Origin of the sequence: Methyloglobulus morosus KoM1 (genome assembly GCF_000496735.2) — a bacterium.
Taxonomy (GTDB): Bacteria; Pseudomonadota; Gammaproteobacteria; order Methylococcales; family Methylomonadaceae; genus Methyloglobulus; species Methyloglobulus morosus.
Genome location: NZ_AYLO01000105.1, coordinates 1 through 16,283, shown reverse-complemented (window position 1 = coordinate 16,283; position 16,283 = coordinate 1). Strand labels below are relative to the sequence as shown.

Below are 16,283 nucleotides of genomic sequence, written 5' to 3'. Positions count from 1 at the left end.
CATTTTATAGTCAATAACCTTGAAATGACTAATATAAGCCCCATTTATTAGGGTTTAATAGATTTTTTCAATTGGAGAGAATATGCCAATTTACGAATACCAATGCCGATCCTGCGGACACGAATACGAAGCACTGCAAAAACTCAGTGAAGCACCGTTAACTGAATGTCCTGCATGTAATAAGCCAGACTTAACGAAGAAAATTTCTGCCGCTGGATTCCGCTTAAAAGGCGGCGGCTGGTATGAAACCGACTTTAAAAGCGGTAGCAAGAAGAATGTCGCTGGCGACACGTCCAGTTCGACCGGCACGACCAACTCAACGGCTGGCGATTAAAATCGCCAGGAAGCGGACATCCGCACAATTTTTGCTATACCTCATTAAAACAAACACAGGGACTTTCCACTATGCGTACCCACAAGTGCGGCGAACTTAACAAACAACAACTAGGTACAACCGTCACGATCAACGGGTGGGTACACAGACGGCGCGACCACGGCGGCGTCATATTTATCGACCTGAGGGATCGGGCGGGCTTGGTGCAAGTGGTGGTCGATCCCGATGTCGCCGATGCATTCGCAACAGCGGAACATGTCCGTAGCGAATACGTATTATCCATTACGGGCTTAGTTCGTAACCGGCCAGCAGGTACCGTCAATCCCAATATGGTCTCCGGCGAGATTGAAATTTTGGCTAAGCAAATTGAAGTGCTGAACGAATCAGAAACCCCGCCATTCCCTGTAGAAAGCGAGATAGAAGTCAACGAAGAACTGCGCTTGCGTTATCGTTATATCGACCTCCGCCGGGTTGCCATGCAGGAAAAAATGAAAGTGCGGCGCGATGTGACCCGCGTATTGCGTAATTTCCTGGACGACAATGAATTCTTTGAAATTGAAACGCCTTATTTAACCAAGGCGACGCCTGAAGGCGCACGCGATTATATCGTTCCTAGCCGCACCCATGAGAATGCATTTTTTGCGCTGCCGCAATCGCCCCAGCTTTATAAGCAAATCCTCATGGTGGCGGGGATGGATCGTTATTATCAAGTCGTACGTTGTTTCCGCGACGAAGACCTTCGCGCCGATAGGCAACCGGAGTTTACCCAGTTGGATATCGAAACCTCGTTCATGGACGAGGACGAAATCATGACCATCATGGAAGAAATGATCCGCCAATTGTTTGCGAAAGTCATCAATGTGGAGCTGGATGCCGAATTTCCGCGCATGAGTTATCAAGAAGCGGTTTCCAAATACGGTATCGACCGCCCTGATTTACGGATTCCGCTGGAATTGGTCGATATTGCCGAAGACATGAAATCTGTCGATTTCAAGGTGTTCTCCGCGCCCGCAAACGACCCGAAAGGCCGCGTGGTAGCCTTGCGCGTGCCTAACGGCGGCGAAAAACTCAGCCGTAAGGATATTGAAGACTTGACTAAGTACGTCAGCATTTATGGTGCAAAAGGCTTGGCTTACATCAAGGTGAACGACCTTGCTGCCGGCATCGACGGCTTGCAATCACCTATCGTCAAATTTGCCCCTGCTGAAGTCTGGTCGAGTGTATTGGCCAAAACCAACGCACAAAATGGCGACCTTATTTTCTTCGGCGCGGACAAAGCCGGCATCGTTAATGAGGCAATGGGCGCGTTGCGGGTCAAACTAGGCCACGACCTGAATCTGTTAGAGGGCGAATGGAAACCCGTTTGGGTCGTCGATTTCCCGATGTTCGACTGGGATGAAAAAACCGGACGTTACAACGCCATCCATCATCCTTTCACCGCCCCCAGTTGTTCAGCGGAAGAACTTGTTGCCAACCCTGGCATAGCCTTATCGCGCGCTTATGACCTCGTGTTGAACGGCACGGAAGTCGGCGGCGGCTCCATCCGTATCAACCGCACCGCCATGCAATCAACCGTGTTTGAAATTTTAGGCATCGGTGAAGAAGAAGCCCGGGAAAAATTCGGCTTCCTCTTGGATGCCTTGAAATATGGTGCACCACCACACGGCGGTTTGGCCTTCGGTCTTGATAGGCTGGTTATGTTGATGACCGGATCGACTTCTATCCGCGATGTCATCGCCTTCCCGAAAACCCAATCGGCGGCCTGTCCGTTGGTCAGTGCCCCTGCTGTTGTCACGGACGAGCAGTTAAAGGAATTGGGAATAAGGTTGATTAAGCCAGCGGGTAAAGAAAAATAATTCATTAGGAAATGGATTTTGAATGGGATGAAAAAAAGGAGCTTGCTAACAAAAAGAAGCATGGCGTATCCTTTCTCGAAGCGAGTGAAGTATTTGCAGATGAGCTTTCTTCATGCGTTCGTGATCCAGACCATTCGGATGAGGAAGAGCGTTTCTTACTGTTTGGAGCATCTTTGAAAGGCAATTTTCTCGTCGTATCATTCACGGAAAGGTTAGAAACGATTAGAATTATTTCGGCACGACCAATGACTCGCCTAGAGCGTAACACCTATGAACAATGAAGACACCTTAAAACCAGAATATTCGTCGGAACTTATCAAATCAGGCATACGTGGCAAATATGCCAGCCGCTATAAGGAAGGAACAAATATCGTTTTGGTCGAGCCTGAGTTGCATAAGCTATTTCCAACATCTGAAGCAGTCAATCGCGCTTTACGGAAATTTGCCGAAGAACATCATCTTTAATGTCCCTAATGCTTTTTCGGCATGATGGATGCAGTAACCGCGAACGGATGCGCCTCTTTCGTCAGCAGCATCCTACAATTAGCGCAACTTACGGGTTTAAACGTACTATTTTTTGGCGTTCGTCAGCCCACTTCAACCATATTATTCATTAAATCAATAAGATAAAAATATATAATGACCCAACTACCTGATTGTCCGAAATGCGGCTCGAAATATACCTATTCCGACGAAACCAATTATATCTGCCCTGAATGTGCTCACGAATGGCCACAGGCTGCGCAAATTCAAGGCGACGACGATGTGCGTTCAATCAAGGACAGTAACGGCAATCTGCTCCAGGATGGCGATACCGTGACTGTCATCAAAGACCTCAAGGTTAAAGGTTCATCCCTGGTTGTGAAAGTTGGGACGAGGGTTAAAAATATTCGCCTAGTCGATGGCGATCACGATATTGATTGCAAAATCGATGGCATCGGCGCAATGAAACTGAAATCCGAGTTTGTAAAGAAGGCGTGATTAAGTATGAATGTTGGCTATGTCAAATGAATAATGTTAAGGACGGCTTTGTCGTTTGTTTCCCTGAGCTGAAACGTATTGACGTGGCTGAGCGAAGAAATCAATAAATAGTGGGTCATTCACATATCAAAAAACTCAAATTGCGGAAAAAATAAACTACCAAAATCGCCGTAATACCGGTGAAAATAGCAAAATTCCGCTCCTCTTTTCCGGCAACAGTATGGCTTTTTTGTTACGCTACCGCCCTGTAATTCGTGCTTTTTGTCGAGCCTAAGCTAGAGAACGACACGCCCTCTCCTGCTTGGTTATGAAACTAAATGCGGGACATTAAGTCGTAAGGTGTATAAAGAAAAATCAAGCCGGTAGTGCGTTGATATCTAAAACCGACATCAACCATTAACCATTTGATTAGGTAGAATAATTTTATGTCTCTATGATGAAAAAACTATTCCGCCGACTGAAGAAGCGTCAGCCAACGCTTTAGCTTGGTAATGCCATATAGCGTCATCAAGACATCACCTCAGAGGAGCATTATTATGCAAAACACCACAACAATCGAAAAATTACTGGAAGATGAGTTGTCAGCAACGGAAACTTATCAAAAAGCTTTGGAAGAATTAGATTTTCCTGGCGGTCAGTTCATGAGAAACTCTATTACACCCATGCTAGGAGACCATAAAGCGGCGGTTTCTATGCTACAAGAACAAATCGTTAAACTGGGGGGCTCCCCCCATAAAAGTTCAGGCACTTGGGGCAATTGGCCGAAATTAGTCCTGGAAAATGCAGAGTTATTAGGTAAAAGATCGGCGTTAAAAGTATTGCTTGCAGGAGAAAAAACCGGGGAAGCCTATTATTCCGAAGCATTAAAAGATTCCACTTTGCCTACTGATATTCGTTCTTTGATCGAAAACAAATTGCTTCCTAACCAACAATTACACATACGGTCTTTAGACCGAGTATTGGAAGCGATACCCGCTTAAAAAGGCCGTTAGACGAGACGGAGCTACATAGGCAGTACGGACTAGCCGCGTCATGGGCGCGACTAGTCCACCTTATTTATATTATCGCCACAATCTCTGATCGAGCCCCGCTCGCCAGCCATCGTAGAATCCCTATTTGTTCCCGTTTGACACACCTGCCCTATCGGCGTGAATCAACAGTTTGGTGTATTTATACCATTGGTATGCGACGTCAGGGAGATGAGTGCCGTAAACACAAATTCTTCGCAAAAATGGTCGGGATGCCGCTTAGTTGGTGAATAGAAAACCCCAAATGGGCATGTTGATCCATACCCGTTTTCGTTGCCGATAATTTCCAAGGCACTGGCTGAGTCATTGCTGAATCTGTTCGGGGTTTTGTCCATACCTGCCATACGGGATCTTATGGCAAGTCACTAACACACTAAAACATAAGCTTGACCATTTAACCTTTTGGTTAATTTGATGAATGGGATGCACCCTGGTTAATTCATCCATACGGTAGGTCGTGGAATATATCCAGTCCTTGATGATTTGGCTTGTCACACATAGTCGCTATGCGGCAAAGTGATTGAAAGCCCAAACAAACGAAACCTTTTAACACGTCACGTACATCTTGCTAACTCGTGTATAATGGTAGATTAAGTTACGCATTCCTGTTTTAAATCTATGTACAAATACGATGGTTTGGTGATTTACCAAAACCATGACGATGAGGGTGTCCTTGAGGTCGTTGAAGAAAAGGGCATTCGATCTTTGCATTTTGGCTCAACCTCCCGTCAAAGCAGCATCTCCCTTACCGATCCCGAAAGCCTCCATCTGCCTTATACCCGGGCAATGACCAGTTGGTTATTGTTCAAGGAAACGGTAAATGATGCGCTCATTTTAGGTTTGGGTGGTGGCTCATTAGCTAGGCACTTGCTATATCATTTCCCGGAATGCCGTCTCCATGCCGTTGAATACCGGGCAAGCGTAGTTAAAATTGCCCGTAGTCACTTTGGATTGCCTTTGGATACACGCTTGAAAGTCATTGTTGACGATGCCGGGAATTATGTTCGGCATCACGCGCAATCGGGTCCGGCGCAGCACGATCTAATCCTGATAGACACGTTTGATAGTGAAGGGCTGGCAGATTCGGTCGTTTCCGCCGCTTTTTTTGATGCGTGTAACATCCTGTTGAAACCGGACGGCATATTGGTCATCAACTTGTGGGGAAACGAAACGACGGCGTTTGGTTCTTGTTTAAATTGGCTGGAACAGATTTTTAACCAGAAGGTATTGGTCTTACCGGTTCGCAAACGCGGCAATATGATAGCCGTGGCGCTCAAACAACGCACAGGCAAGTTCGATATGAAGGCCCTTAAGGCACGGGCGGTTGAACTTGAGCAGCAGTACCAAATCGAATTTCCCAACTATGTAAAAGATTTTAATACGCATAATTCCCGTTCCATTCAAGCAGTTTTGACAAAATGATCTCCCCCTATTCTCAAGATGCACCTTACCTTTTCGGTTATCGCAAATACTGGGCGCAACGCTTTGGTGTCGCGCCTATGTTGCCCATGAGCCGTGAGGAAATGGACGGTCTGGGCTGGGATACTTGCGACGTTATCCTGGTGACGGGCGATGCTTACATAGACCATCCCAGCTTTGGCATGGCGTTGATCGGGCGCTTATTGGAAACGCAAGGCTTCAGGGTTGGCATTATTTCCCAGCCCGATTGGACGAGTGCCAAGGAATTTACCAAGCTAGGTCGCCCCAACCTGTTTTTTGGGGTGACGGGGGGCAATATGGATTCTATGGTCAACCGCTATACCTCCGATAAAAAAATCCGCTCTAACGATGCATACACGCCCAGTGGCATAGCGGGCAAGCGGCCTGACAGGGCGGTTAATGTCTATTCGCATCGCTGCCGAGAAGCGCATAAGGATGTGCCGATTATCATTGGCGGTATCGAAGCCAGTTTACGACGGATCGCACATTACGATTACTGGTCGGATAAGGTTCGCAAATCGGTATTGTTGGATTCCAAGGCCGATTTGCTGGTCTATGGCAATGCCGAGCGACAGATTGTCGAGATCGCCCATCGCTTGGCAAATGGTGAAGCCATTTCCGAACTTACCGGAATTCGGGGAACTGTCCATTATGTAAAGCAAATTCCCGAAGGCTGGACAGTTAAAGATTCCACTTCACTCGATAAGCCGGGTGTGCTGTCGCCTATCCCTGACCCTTATCAAATAGAACCCGATTGCGACCGCCAGGAAGGGCGGGAGCGCAGCGACGAGTCGGGAACCCGTGCTGCCGACAAAAAACCGGCTTACCTGCAGGCTAATGAAAATATCATCCGGTTTGACAGGCATTTGTTAGCAAAAGCGCAACGGGCCTTAACAGTGATCCGTTTGCCCGCTTATGAAGCGGTTGCCGACGATCCAATCCTATATGCCCATGCATCCCGCGTAATGCATGGTGAAACGAATCCGGGCAATGCCCGCCCATTAATTCAACAACATGGAACGAGGCATATTTGGGTTAACCCTCCCCCTATTCCATTGACCACAAAAGAAATGGATAGTGTCTATGATTTGCCTTATTCGCGCGTTCCGCATCAAGAATACGGCAATGCCAACGTCCCGGCGTTTGAGATGATCCAACACTCCGTCAACATCATGCGAGGCTGTTTTGGTGGCTGTACCTTTTGCTCGATTACCGAACATGAAGGCCGCATCATCCAAAGCCGTTCGGAAGACTCCATTATCAAGGAAATCGAAGCCATCCGCGACACCTCGCCCAATTTCACCGGCCATATTTCTGATCTCGGCGGCCCTACCGCCAATATGTACCGGCTGGCTTGCAAAGACCCTAAAATCGAATCCGCTTGTCGCTTACCATCGTGCGTTTTCCCCGGCATTTGCCCCAACCTCAATACCGACCATGCCCCGCTTATCCAATTGTATAAACGTGCCAGGGCCTTGCCGGGCATCAAAAAAATCTTTATTGCATCAGGTTTGCGTTACGATCTCGCTGTCACATCGCCCGAATACGTCAAGGAATTGGTTACCCATCATGTCGGTGGCTATCTCAAGATCGCTCCCGAACACACCGAGCAAGGCCCCTTGTCCAAAATGATGAAACCGGGTATGGGGAGTTATGACCGTTTTAAAGAGATGTTCGACAAGTATTCAAAAGAAGCCGGCAAAGAGCAATACTTAATTCCTTATTTTATTGCCGCCCACCCCGGCACGACCGATAACGATATGTTGAACTTGGCGTTATGGCTGAAACGGAACGGTTTCAGGGCAGACCAAGTACAAGCCTTTTTGCCTTCACCCATGGCAATCGCCACCGCCATGTACCATTCCGGCAAAGACACCCTGAGGAAAGTCAGCTACAAGACAGACAATATCGCTATCCCAAAAGGCGAAAAACAACGCCGATTGCATAAAGCTTTCTTACGTTATCACGATCCCAAGAATTGGCCTTTATTGCGTGACGCATTGAAAAACATGGGACGCAGTGACCTTATCGGTAATGGCAAGCATCATCTGATACCTAACTTTCAACCGAAAGGCTTTGAAGTTTCTACAGGCAAAACACAGCCTTTTAAAACTAAACATACTGGATTTGACCACAAAAATGCAACGCCTAAACCAGTGCGCGCAAACAATGTCGGCAAAGGAAAACGATAACCATAGGAAACATTCGAACAATATATCCGACAAGCTTATTAAACTGAATATGCTGGATTGGATATTTTACGAATTAAAATCATTTATGGTTACGGCTTTATATAGTTGAGCTAGATCAACAAAATTGGCGGAAATCATTGGTCAGGTTAGTGGCGTGGAAATGGTCGAACCGTGATTTTAATAGCTACCTTGATAATAATTCCTGACACTTATAAACTGTTCAAAGGAAATATTTTGTGTATAATGTGCGGCTAAGCTGGTGTAGCTCAGTTGGTAGAGCAGCTGATTTGTAATCAGCCGGTCGCGGGTTCGAGTCCCATCACCAGCTCCATATAAAATAAGCCCTTACGAGAAATCGAAGGGCTTTTTTATTGCCTACTGAAAAATTAATAAGCATATAATAAGCAGTTGAGAAAAAATTACCTCAAAATAGGCATTCTGCCGTCATAAAAATCGGATTTGATAAAGGGCAATACATCCGCTGCGAGGCGGGAAGCCGAGTAGTCCCCACAAGCGATAGATACTCTGTTCAAAGTCAAACCAATTTGGTTTTTTTGACTATCCGTCAGATGCCGGAATAGCATAAAAACGCTTGTTGTCAAAAGGTTCATCGTGTTTCAACATCCCGTGTATTGCGTGGAGCAGTTTGTGCATGACGGCACAAACCGCCTACAACGGTTTCTTGCCGTTCTCCACGTTTCGACCGCCATGACTAAACCATTACTCTTACAACATGCTTTACTTATGTGCGATAACGTACCAACTGTATTAGCCAATACTGTTAGATTTAAAAAAGAATTTTGAATGATGGCTATCTACGAACAGTCTCGAAACTTATCGAGTTACCGATCAAAATACCAAGCAAGAGGTTAATATGAAAACATTAATTTATATAGTTAATTAGGTATGTTTAGCAAAGTCTTTCTGTTGCACTTGGCTATTTTTTCTACCTTCCCTGCTTTAGCATCCAGCATCGAGCAAGTTCCAGCGAACGAGGACGGTGCTATCCAGCAGATTGTGCGGATGACAGAAGAAAGTGTCCGGACTGAATCCAAGAACGGTGCTGCCCACAGGGATGCCCATCCCAAGGCCAACGGTTGTGTGCAGGCGAAGTTTAGCGTTTTGCATAAGTTGCCCGAGGAAGTGCAGGTCGGAATCTTCAAGGGGTTTCTCGATTACCCTGCATGGATACGCTATTCCAACGGTTCTGGGAAAGTGCAAGACGACTCCGTCGGTGATGCCCGTGGAATGGCGATTAAGCTTATGGGCGTGAAAAGCAGCGAGTCCGGTACACAAGATTTTGTCATGATTAATCATCCGGTGTTTTTCGTGCGAAATGCGGCAGACTATGTCGATTTTCAGAAGGCTCTTTCGGAAGACAATATTTTCAAGTACTTTTTCCCCGGATTGAATCCCTTCAATTTCCGTCTGCACGAATTAGGAATCGCCAACGATATCAGGCGTAAAGAAGTTGTCAACCCGCTGGACACACAATATTGGAGTACGACTCCATATCGAAATGGTGACAAGGCAATGAAATTTTCCGTTCGTTCTTGCAGTGCCACCTCTACCTTCAGGGAGACCTCCTCTCCAAATTTTCTGCGCGAAAATATGTCGAAGCAACTTGACCAAGGCGATGCATGCTTTGACTTTATGGTTCAGTTACGCAAACATCCAATGAAAATGCCCATTGAGGATCCCACTGTTGAATGGAGTGAGGAGGATTCGCCGTTTATTCCTGTGGCAAAGATCACAATTCCACGTCAGAAGTTTGACTCGCCAAATCAGGTATCGTTCTGCGAAAATTTATCTTTCACGCCTTGGCACACCATCCCTGAGCACCAGCCCCTGGGTGGTATTAACCGTGTTCGCAAAACGGTATACGATACGGTCTCCCGTGTTCGCCATGAGCTCAATGTCGAACCGCGCCGTGAGCCGACAGGTTTTTGATCAACTGTATTCCCGCTTTCGATTGATAGCCCAATAAAGTACAGGGCATCCATAAATTAGATAACAAGCATTCGTTGACACAAATATAAATTGTCAAAAAATGCGGCTATTCAGCCCCTTTCCTTGTAATTCCTAAGCCGACGATTTTATTACGCGGCTTTCAGGTAAACTAGGCTTCTAGGTGGATTGTTTCGCTAAGTCGGTAGCTTCCTATACCTGCAGTCAAGTATTCACTGGCAACTTGTGCGCGGCCTTTACCATCGTCACGTTTAGTCGAAGCCGTCCGACGAACGCATTAAAACTCGTTTTGATGCTGGGTATCAAGTGTTCGAATACATTGAAGTGTATTACAATCGCAAACGGCTTCACTTAAAATTGATCTCAGCCCAGTTGCCTGAAGAAAATGAAAACAAAAAAATCGCTTAGTGGAATGTCCGTGAATTCGGGGCAAGATCACCAAACTTAAATTTTACCAAGGCACAGGCAGGCCAGTGAGAAAATAGGCAACAGGAACAAAGCGAAAGAAATGATGAGAAGGTTACGCTAGTTTGAATTTTTTGCCACAAAAATTGCCTTTCCAGCCTTCGCTGAGATACGCTGGTATTTGGCGTAAGCAGTGCCGGCAGAACTGCGCAATTCCGCTTCACTCGCCTGGTTTGCAAAACCCCGTGCAATCGCTTCCAACACATAGGCTTCTGGCGCCATGAAGCTAAAAGTGGTTACCACCGGCCTGGAACCTGCGGCAAGCAAATGCGCTGAGAAATACTCCTCACTCATGCAGGCCAAGGCAACTGCTTGTTTATCGTGCCTGGGGTGTTTCGGAAAGCGTTGAATGATGGGCTGGTTTTGGATGTCCATCAAGCCATCATGGCCGATGAAAACGACCATTTCACGCTTTGTCGAATTGGGGGGAGTGGCTGCTTGTTGCATAAAGTCAAGCATCGCCTGGTCAATCCGGTTGCCTCGATAAGCATCTGCGGTAACGGTGAGGTTGTCCTTCCAGGCAAACTGGCAGCGCTCTAAAATAGTATCGTTAATATTTTTTTCGCACTCCAACCTTCGCCAACCATTCGCCTTGCTCAAAAAAGTTTTCACGCCATAAGCCGCGCCCCAATACAGATTGCTGCTCGGATTATTCCCATCGCCAATTTTTGCAGGAACAGGCTCTATGCCTTGTGATGCATTGTCCACCAGCGACACAATTACATAAATATGCGTGCTTGGCATGGCTACGGCATAGAGCGGCAACACCACACAAAAAAGCACACTAAAGAAACAAATCGAGCGCAAAGTAATCATGTGCAGGAACCCGCCAGATGGCAATAAAATTTTATTTAAGTATACCTTTGTTTCATAATCATAGCATAATCTCACACTCCCCCAGTAGAATGCTGGATTGAAAATATTTACCCCCAAAGCAGCCTTTGGAACAATGGTTTTATATTACCAATTACTTACGTTCTGCGAATAGTATTAGGCAACCCTACTGCCAATAGTGGAATAAAAAATATATCCGTATGGTGGAGAAAAAGTGGCCCACGAAATAGCTAGGAAGAGAGAGTTTTTATGTACTTTCAGACTGGCGGATTCTGATTGTTGGTTTTTTCTTATTAGCCTCTGATCTAGAAGTTCGAAAGGTATAGTATTTTGCCATTTAGTATTAACTTTATGAAAATAGACATGAAAAGACTCTTTTTGGTCGCTACCCTTTTTACCTGCAAATCGCTCTCTGCCGCTATTGTCCTCGACTTCGAGGGTGTCGGTGATCAAGCATCAATCAATGACTTTTACAATGGCGGCAAAAGCAGTTCGGGAGCTTCTGGCCAAAATTACGGAATACATTTCTCAAATGATGCGACCGGATTAATCGACTCGAATGTCGACTTTAAATATAGCGGCAATTTTGCCAACGAACCCTCAGCAAGTACCGTTGCCGTCTTCCGTAACGGTGGTGTTGCAACGATGAACGTAGCATCCGGTTTTGACACCGGCTTCTCTTTTTTCTACAGCTATTCATCCCATGAAAGCGCATCAGCTGATATTTATGGTGGCCAAAACGGAACAGGCGAATTGTTAGGGTCGCTCCACTTAAGCACAAATTTCGACCAAGGCTGCACCAATAACCCTTCCGGTTACTATTGCCACTGGAATCCAATTGGTTTGCAATTCAAGGGTATAGCAAAGTCAGTTGTTTTTGGCGGGCCACCGGAATACGCTCTTTTTGACAACCTAACGCTGGGAAGCGCAACCCCCAGCAAAGTCCCTATCGTGGGCGCATTTTGGTTTATGGGACCTTGCCTTTTAGCGTTATTGAGTATGGGTCGTAGAATACGCCACTAGTTTTTGTGGGGTTGACAAAATTTCTGTCGTCAGAAACCAAGGTTCATTTTCTGGCTATGTTGAGCCTAGTCAGCCCGTTGATTTGGTTTGAATGAGGACAGCCCCTAGTCAGTTTGCTAACTAAACGCCATTTTTAATATCTTTCAGCACTAAACTGATAGCCTGCTTAATTTCAGGTGAGGAAAACTTTTGGGCAGGTAAATTTGTTTCCAAGAAACCAATAAATTCTGGCGTTGTGTTCATTGCTGTTTCAAACCATTGCTTGACCAACTCAGCCTTTCCCGCATCAACTCCAGCAGACCAATCAAGTAATGCCGAAGCCGCACCTATCTCCCCCATATTAGCCAAGGCATTGCCACTGGCCAATTGCACGTTTTTAAATGATGGGTTTTCCAGTAAATCAGCCAGTTTGGGTATCAGGGCTGGGTTGACTATATTTGTCATGGCCTGCTTTACGACGGCCACCCGCTCCGCATGGGTATTGTCAGCCAATGTCTCAACGAAAATATCCAGGGTGGCAGGTGTCCCTATACTGGCCATGACATTGGCTATGGATGGCCAAAAATCTGCGTTCTCAGTTTGCCAGGCTGCCTCAAATACAGGGGCCAACTCTGTGTTAGGGTTTTCATACCATAATTCCGGAGAGAATTTACTGATAGCATCAAATGCCGCCAACTTGACATCTGCTTCCTCTAACAAAGTTTCATTGACTAGGCTCATTAATGTCTCAGCCGACTTGTAATTGCCGACTTCCCCCAATAGGCTTACCAACACTTGTTGGGCAAAACCCGCCAATGACCCTTGCCTAAACAGTGACAAAAGCTCCTTGTAAATCGCATTATCCGGTTCTGTGCGTAAACGTTCGATAAGCGCATTTTCTAAGCCTATTTGTACTTTTTTTCCGTCCTGAAAACCTGCCAACAGATTTTTCCATATCGCTTCAGTTGATAGCAAAGAAAAATCCTGTTTTCTGTCTTCATTTAAAGGATTACTAAACTTTTCTGGAACAGCTTGTTTCGCGTTCACAAGCGACTTTACTGTCGGATCTGGAGGCTGAAATGTTGATTTTACGTGATCGGTTCTTGTGCTAAATAACGGTAATCCCCACAAATTGATCGAACAGATAACCACCCCAAGCAATAACAACAGCAAAAGAGTGCCAGGATATTTTTTAAAACTTACCATAATATGATCACCAAGGATTTGTGGTCATCAGCACTGACATGCAGATGCCATGTGGTTTAGCGTACCCAAAGCCTTATTCATCGTATCCAACCTAACCGCTTGTACATATTATTCAGCGCCCTTGATAAGTCGAGAACTCGTTTTGGTTCTGCAGTATGTATACGTTTTGTATACCTAAAATTTCTGATGGGCTGATTCCAGCCTACCAAGCCACTCATCCTTTGGCTAACAACAGGTACAATCCCATCTCCTACAAATGAGCTGCGTGCCCGACCATTCAATATAGTATTTAAGCCGGCATCGGAAGGCCCAGCAGCATTTGTAAACATATTGAAACCACAACTTGTTTCAGTATCAAAAAAACCGCCGCCCAAGCAACCAAAGTTGAGTTTGTCATATACAATTTGTGTAAATTTAATTGCCGGTAATTTGTCGACATTGGCATTCAATGTCGTGATCTCGGTGGACGAATCGGATAAAAAATTAATGGTGGGGATTTTTAAATTGATATCGCCAATTTTCTTAATAATAAGATTAGTAAAACGCCAATCTTGGGCGCAGTCACTATTGTCAAATATCGAGTTAAAATTTGATTCCGGCAAGCAATTTTTATTCATATAGGCATAATACCGCCCCAAAGGTGATCCGGCATGGGGCGTACCGGTTGTGATAAGGCCGACTACATTGGTTTTAGCTGGGCTATCGCTTTGTAAAAAAGCCCGGGCTGCCACCCCGCCACGGCTGTGTCCCAGTAAAACAACCTGGGTATCAGGACCCAATCTGCTTTTGATGCGGTCGATTACGGACGCAATTTCTTCGCCCAAGGTATCAAAAGTCGAATAATCACCGGAGCATCCACCAGCGCGTGAGCAGGAGGAATTGTCCAAGCCTTTGGGTGCTGTGCTGATCCGATCCAGGCTACCAAAATTAAAACGCATGCAGTAAATCCCTTCGCTATTCCGAGGCAATTTTACTGTTGAAAAATTAAGGATACGGGGATTCTTACACCTGCCATCAAACCCCGCTTGGTTATTAACCAGATTATTCCAGGTTGACTGATTGGAAGTCATACCGTGCAGCAATAAAACAACTTTTGCAGGCTTCGCACTTGCGGTTGTTGCACTGGCCACCTCAACCCAGGTGATTAGCAGCAATACACAAACACCAAAGCCTTGAATAAGGCAGCACAAACGTTTTAATAAGTTCATCACAATACTCCTAATGGCACAAAAACATGAAAATCGTTAACGGGTAAAATTTCTAAGGGATGCCACGTGGGATACAACCGAAACATCTGAGGTCTGAAATAGGGTAACAGAGCTATCGCTGGGTCTCTGTGCGGTATCAAACATACGGGAGTTTTTTGACTACGGCTTTGTTGAAATAGCCCAGTTTAGGAATCGCAAGATAATTATTCTTTCGGAATACACACGTTAATTAACAAAGACTGTACGGTACCGCACCGATGATCCACATAATTTTATCCATACATATAATTCACATTTTGGCGTTTACCCATAACTCAATGAATTGACTTTTAGGGTTCCCTATTTTGATTTGTCGGCCTGTTTGGTTGAACTTTTCTTGGTAGTTTCAATTTTAACTTGAGTGCTGCCGTCCTTTTTCATATCTAGTTTTTTTGCCGCTGCGCCGGACAGGTCAATGACGCGACCATCAGCGTAGGGGCCACGGTCATTGATCTTGACCTCGACCTTTTTGCCATTCTCTAGGTTGGTCACTTCGGCTTTAGTGCCCATCGGCAAACTCGGGTGAGCCGCCGTCATTTCTTTTTGGTCGAAGGTCTCGCCATTGGCGGTCTCTTTGCCTTGAAATCCTGGGCCATACCAGGATGCTTCGCCGACCTCCTTACGGATGGATTTGTTGGCGACATGGCTTTTCTCTTGCTGTGCTTGTTTACTTTGCTCCATAGAGTTTTCGGCACTGCAACCGAAAATTGCCAAAGCACTGACCAACGTTATCGGTGCAGTAACAGAAAGCCATTTTCCGAGGAGGATGGCAAAACAGGTTACGTCCACCCTTTTACAAGACCAACGCGTTGAACCGGAAATCAAACTGAATATCATGTGAATTTTCGAATCTTGATTAGTTGTCATAAATGTTTCTAGTGAAGATCGTATTAGGCTGGCTCTGGATGTACTCCAGCAACTTCTTTATGTACATTTGCTTCTTCGGCCTTGTTCTGTGTCAAGATGCCTTTTGCCTTATCGACCTCGTCCATCGTTCCGTTTACGATGAGAATGAACTTGTTGGCTTTGAGTGCAGTTTCGTACTGAAGGATGCTGTCATGAGGGATACCGATACTTGCAAGAGCACCTCCAAGAGCGCTAATTCCACCAACAACAGCTGCCGTGCCGAGAGCGCCGATGATCCAGCTTACCAAAGGGCCACCAATCATCACGGGGCCAACGCCTGGAATAAATAAAAAGGCAGAGCCAAACAGGATTCCCCACATCCAGCCCCAAAATAGCCCAAACTTACCCCATGATGCCATCCGATCGCCGGTGTTGTAATAGCCGATTACGTTTTCTTCGGTGTGATAATCCTTCCCTACGACGGAAAGTTTTTTCATGTCGCAGCCTGACTTCTGTAATTCCTTGACTGCATTTTCGGCATCTTGGTGGTTGGCAAAAATGCCAACCACTGAGTTATGTTTTAGGGTCATGATGTTTCTTTGAGGTTTGGTTTAAAAAAAGCGCAGCTTTACCTGCGCGAGGCTCTGTCATCTACCTTGAATAGATGCTTCTTAGATCATATAGGCAAATCTTTACATTGACTTTGAGTTTTAACACCACCACCTTCCTTAGCTAAGGAAGGTAACTCATTGTGACTTCTGCTTTAAAAACTCATCCTTAATTGGCATTGTTAATAAAGTATAGGCTTTAGCTCGCCGTTCCATTTGAGCATCAAAAGCATGACGGAATATTTAAGCATGTCTTTGCTTTTGCTGTAGCACTTC

At 45.6% G+C, this 16,283-nt stretch carries 15 protein-coding genes and 1 tRNA gene; 11 read left to right on the top strand and 5 right to left on the bottom strand.

What is annotated here, in order from left to right:
* The first annotated feature begins 82 nt into the window (after positions 1 to 82).
* The 10 genes from MGMO_RS13630 (at position 83) to MGMO_RS13585 (ending at position 9,781) form a co-directional block, all read left to right on the top strand.
* Complete coding sequence (locus MGMO_RS13630; protein ID WP_023495637.1) at positions 83 to 334, top strand: FmdB family zinc ribbon protein; 252 nt, start codon at positions 83 to 85, stop codon at positions 332 to 334.
* A gap of 71 nt (positions 335 to 405) precedes the next feature.
* Positions 406 to 2,190, top strand: coding sequence for an aspartate--tRNA ligase (gene aspS, locus MGMO_RS13625; protein ID WP_023495636.1), 1,785 nt, complete (start codon positions 406 to 408; stop codon positions 2,188 to 2,190).
* A gap of 11 nt (positions 2,191 to 2,201) precedes the next feature.
* Positions 2,202 to 2,471, top strand: a complete 270-nt coding sequence (locus MGMO_RS13620; RefSeq protein WP_023495635.1) for a BrnT family toxin — start codon at positions 2,202 to 2,204, stop codon at positions 2,469 to 2,471.
* Positions 2,461 to 2,655, top strand: coding sequence for a hypothetical protein (locus MGMO_RS13615; protein WP_023495634.1), 195 nt, complete (start codon positions 2,461 to 2,463; stop codon positions 2,653 to 2,655). The genes MGMO_RS13620 and MGMO_RS13615 overlap by 11 nt, the downstream gene beginning before the upstream one ends.
* Positions 2,656 to 2,829: 174 nt before the next feature.
* Complete coding sequence (locus MGMO_RS13610; RefSeq protein ID WP_023495633.1) at positions 2,830 to 3,171, top strand: zinc ribbon domain-containing protein YjdM; 342 nt, start codon at positions 2,830 to 2,832, stop codon at positions 3,169 to 3,171.
* Positions 3,172 to 3,707: 536 nt separating this feature from the next.
* Complete coding sequence (locus MGMO_RS13605; RefSeq protein ID WP_023495632.1) at positions 3,708 to 4,151, top strand: ferritin family protein; 444 nt, start codon at positions 3,708 to 3,710, stop codon at positions 4,149 to 4,151.
* Between the two features lie 666 nt (positions 4,152 to 4,817).
* On the top strand, positions 4,818 to 5,621 hold the full coding sequence (locus MGMO_RS13600) for a spermine/spermidine synthase domain-containing protein (RefSeq protein WP_023495631.1): 804 nt from the start codon (positions 4,818 to 4,820) through the stop codon (positions 5,619 to 5,621).
* On the top strand, positions 5,618 to 7,831 hold the full coding sequence (locus tag MGMO_RS13595) for a YgiQ family radical SAM protein (protein ID WP_023495630.1): 2,214 nt from the start codon (positions 5,618 to 5,620) through the stop codon (positions 7,829 to 7,831). The genes MGMO_RS13600 and MGMO_RS13595 overlap by 4 nt, the downstream gene beginning before the upstream one ends.
* A gap of 255 nt (positions 7,832 to 8,086) precedes the next feature.
* A tRNA-Thr gene (locus MGMO_RS13590) sits at positions 8,087 to 8,162 on the top strand.
* 575 nt (positions 8,163 to 8,737) lie between these two features.
* Complete coding sequence (locus tag MGMO_RS13585) at positions 8,738 to 9,781, top strand: catalase family protein (RefSeq protein ID WP_023495629.1); 1,044 nt, start codon at positions 8,738 to 8,740, stop codon at positions 9,779 to 9,781.
* Between the two features lie 543 nt (positions 9,782 to 10,324).
* Here MGMO_RS13585 and MGMO_RS13580 read toward each other — a convergent pair.
* Entirely contained in the window at positions 10,325 to 11,080 is a 756-nt protein-coding gene (locus MGMO_RS13580) for a hypothetical protein (RefSeq protein WP_023495628.1), read from the bottom strand.
* Positions 11,081 to 11,461: 381 nt separating this feature from the next.
* On the opposite strand from MGMO_RS13580, the gene MGMO_RS13575 reads away from it, so the two are divergent.
* Positions 11,462 to 12,121, top strand: coding sequence for a hypothetical protein (locus MGMO_RS13575; RefSeq protein ID WP_055725660.1), 660 nt, complete (start codon positions 11,462 to 11,464; stop codon positions 12,119 to 12,121).
* A gap of 120 nt (positions 12,122 to 12,241) precedes the next feature.
* Here MGMO_RS13575 and MGMO_RS13570 read toward each other — a convergent pair whose 3' ends face one another.
* The 4 genes from MGMO_RS13570 to MGMO_RS13555 form a co-directional block, all read right to left on the bottom strand.
* On the bottom strand, positions 12,242 to 13,147 hold the full coding sequence (locus MGMO_RS13570; RefSeq protein WP_152976368.1) for a HEAT repeat domain-containing protein: 906 nt from the start codon (positions 13,145 to 13,147) through the stop codon (positions 12,242 to 12,244).
* A 236-nt stretch (positions 13,148 to 13,383) separates the two neighbouring features.
* The gene (locus MGMO_RS13565; RefSeq protein ID WP_200922738.1) at positions 13,384 to 14,193 is read right to left on the bottom strand and encodes an esterase/lipase family protein; all 810 of its coding nucleotides are present in this window, start codon (positions 14,191 to 14,193) and stop codon (positions 13,384 to 13,386) included.
* A gap of 660 nt (positions 14,194 to 14,853) precedes the next feature.
* A complete protein-coding gene (locus MGMO_RS13560) occupies positions 14,854 to 15,420 on the bottom strand; it encodes a septal ring lytic transglycosylase RlpA family protein (protein ID WP_023495624.1) in 567 nt (188 codons plus the stop codon).
* A 23-nt stretch (positions 15,421 to 15,443) separates the two neighbouring features.
* Positions 15,444 to 15,989, bottom strand: a complete 546-nt coding sequence (locus MGMO_RS13555) for a general stress protein (RefSeq protein ID WP_023495623.1) — start codon at positions 15,987 to 15,989, stop codon at positions 15,444 to 15,446.
* Positions 15,990 to 16,283: the final 294 nt, after the last annotated feature.

Bases quoted from the DNA above. Each gene is read 5' to 3' on its own strand.
- MGMO_RS13630 (WP_023495637.1), top strand. From the start codon at position 83: ATGCCAATTTACGAATACCAATGCCGATCCTGCGGACACGAATACGAA.
- aspS (WP_023495636.1), top strand. From the start codon at position 406: ATGCGTACCCACAAGTGCGGCGAACTTAACAAACAACAACTAGGTACA.
- MGMO_RS13620 (WP_023495635.1), top strand. From the start codon at position 2,202: ATGGATTTTGAATGGGATGAAAAAAAGGAGCTTGCTAACAAAAAGAAG.
- MGMO_RS13615 (WP_023495634.1), top strand. From the start codon at position 2,461: ATGAACAATGAAGACACCTTAAAACCAGAATATTCGTCGGAACTTATC.
- MGMO_RS13610 (WP_023495633.1), top strand. From the start codon at position 2,830: ATGACCCAACTACCTGATTGTCCGAAATGCGGCTCGAAATATACCTAT.
- MGMO_RS13605 (WP_023495632.1), top strand. From the start codon at position 3,708: ATGCAAAACACCACAACAATCGAAAAATTACTGGAAGATGAGTTGTCA.
- MGMO_RS13600 (WP_023495631.1), top strand. From the start codon at position 4,818: ATGTACAAATACGATGGTTTGGTGATTTACCAAAACCATGACGATGAG.
- MGMO_RS13595 (WP_023495630.1), top strand. From the start codon at position 5,618: ATGATCTCCCCCTATTCTCAAGATGCACCTTACCTTTTCGGTTATCGC.
- MGMO_RS13585 (WP_023495629.1), top strand. From the start codon at position 8,738: ATGTTTAGCAAAGTCTTTCTGTTGCACTTGGCTATTTTTTCTACCTTC.
- MGMO_RS13580 (WP_023495628.1), bottom strand. From the start codon at position 11,080: ATGATTACTTTGCGCTCGATTTGTTTCTTTAGTGTGCTTTTTTGTGTG.
- MGMO_RS13575 (WP_055725660.1), top strand. From the start codon at position 11,462: ATGAAAAGACTCTTTTTGGTCGCTACCCTTTTTACCTGCAAATCGCTC.
- MGMO_RS13560 (WP_023495624.1), bottom strand. From the start codon at position 15,420: ATGACAACTAATCAAGATTCGAAAATTCACATGATATTCAGTTTGATT.
- MGMO_RS13555 (WP_023495623.1), bottom strand. From the start codon at position 15,989: ATGACCCTAAAACATAACTCAGTGGTTGGCATTTTTGCCAACCACCAA.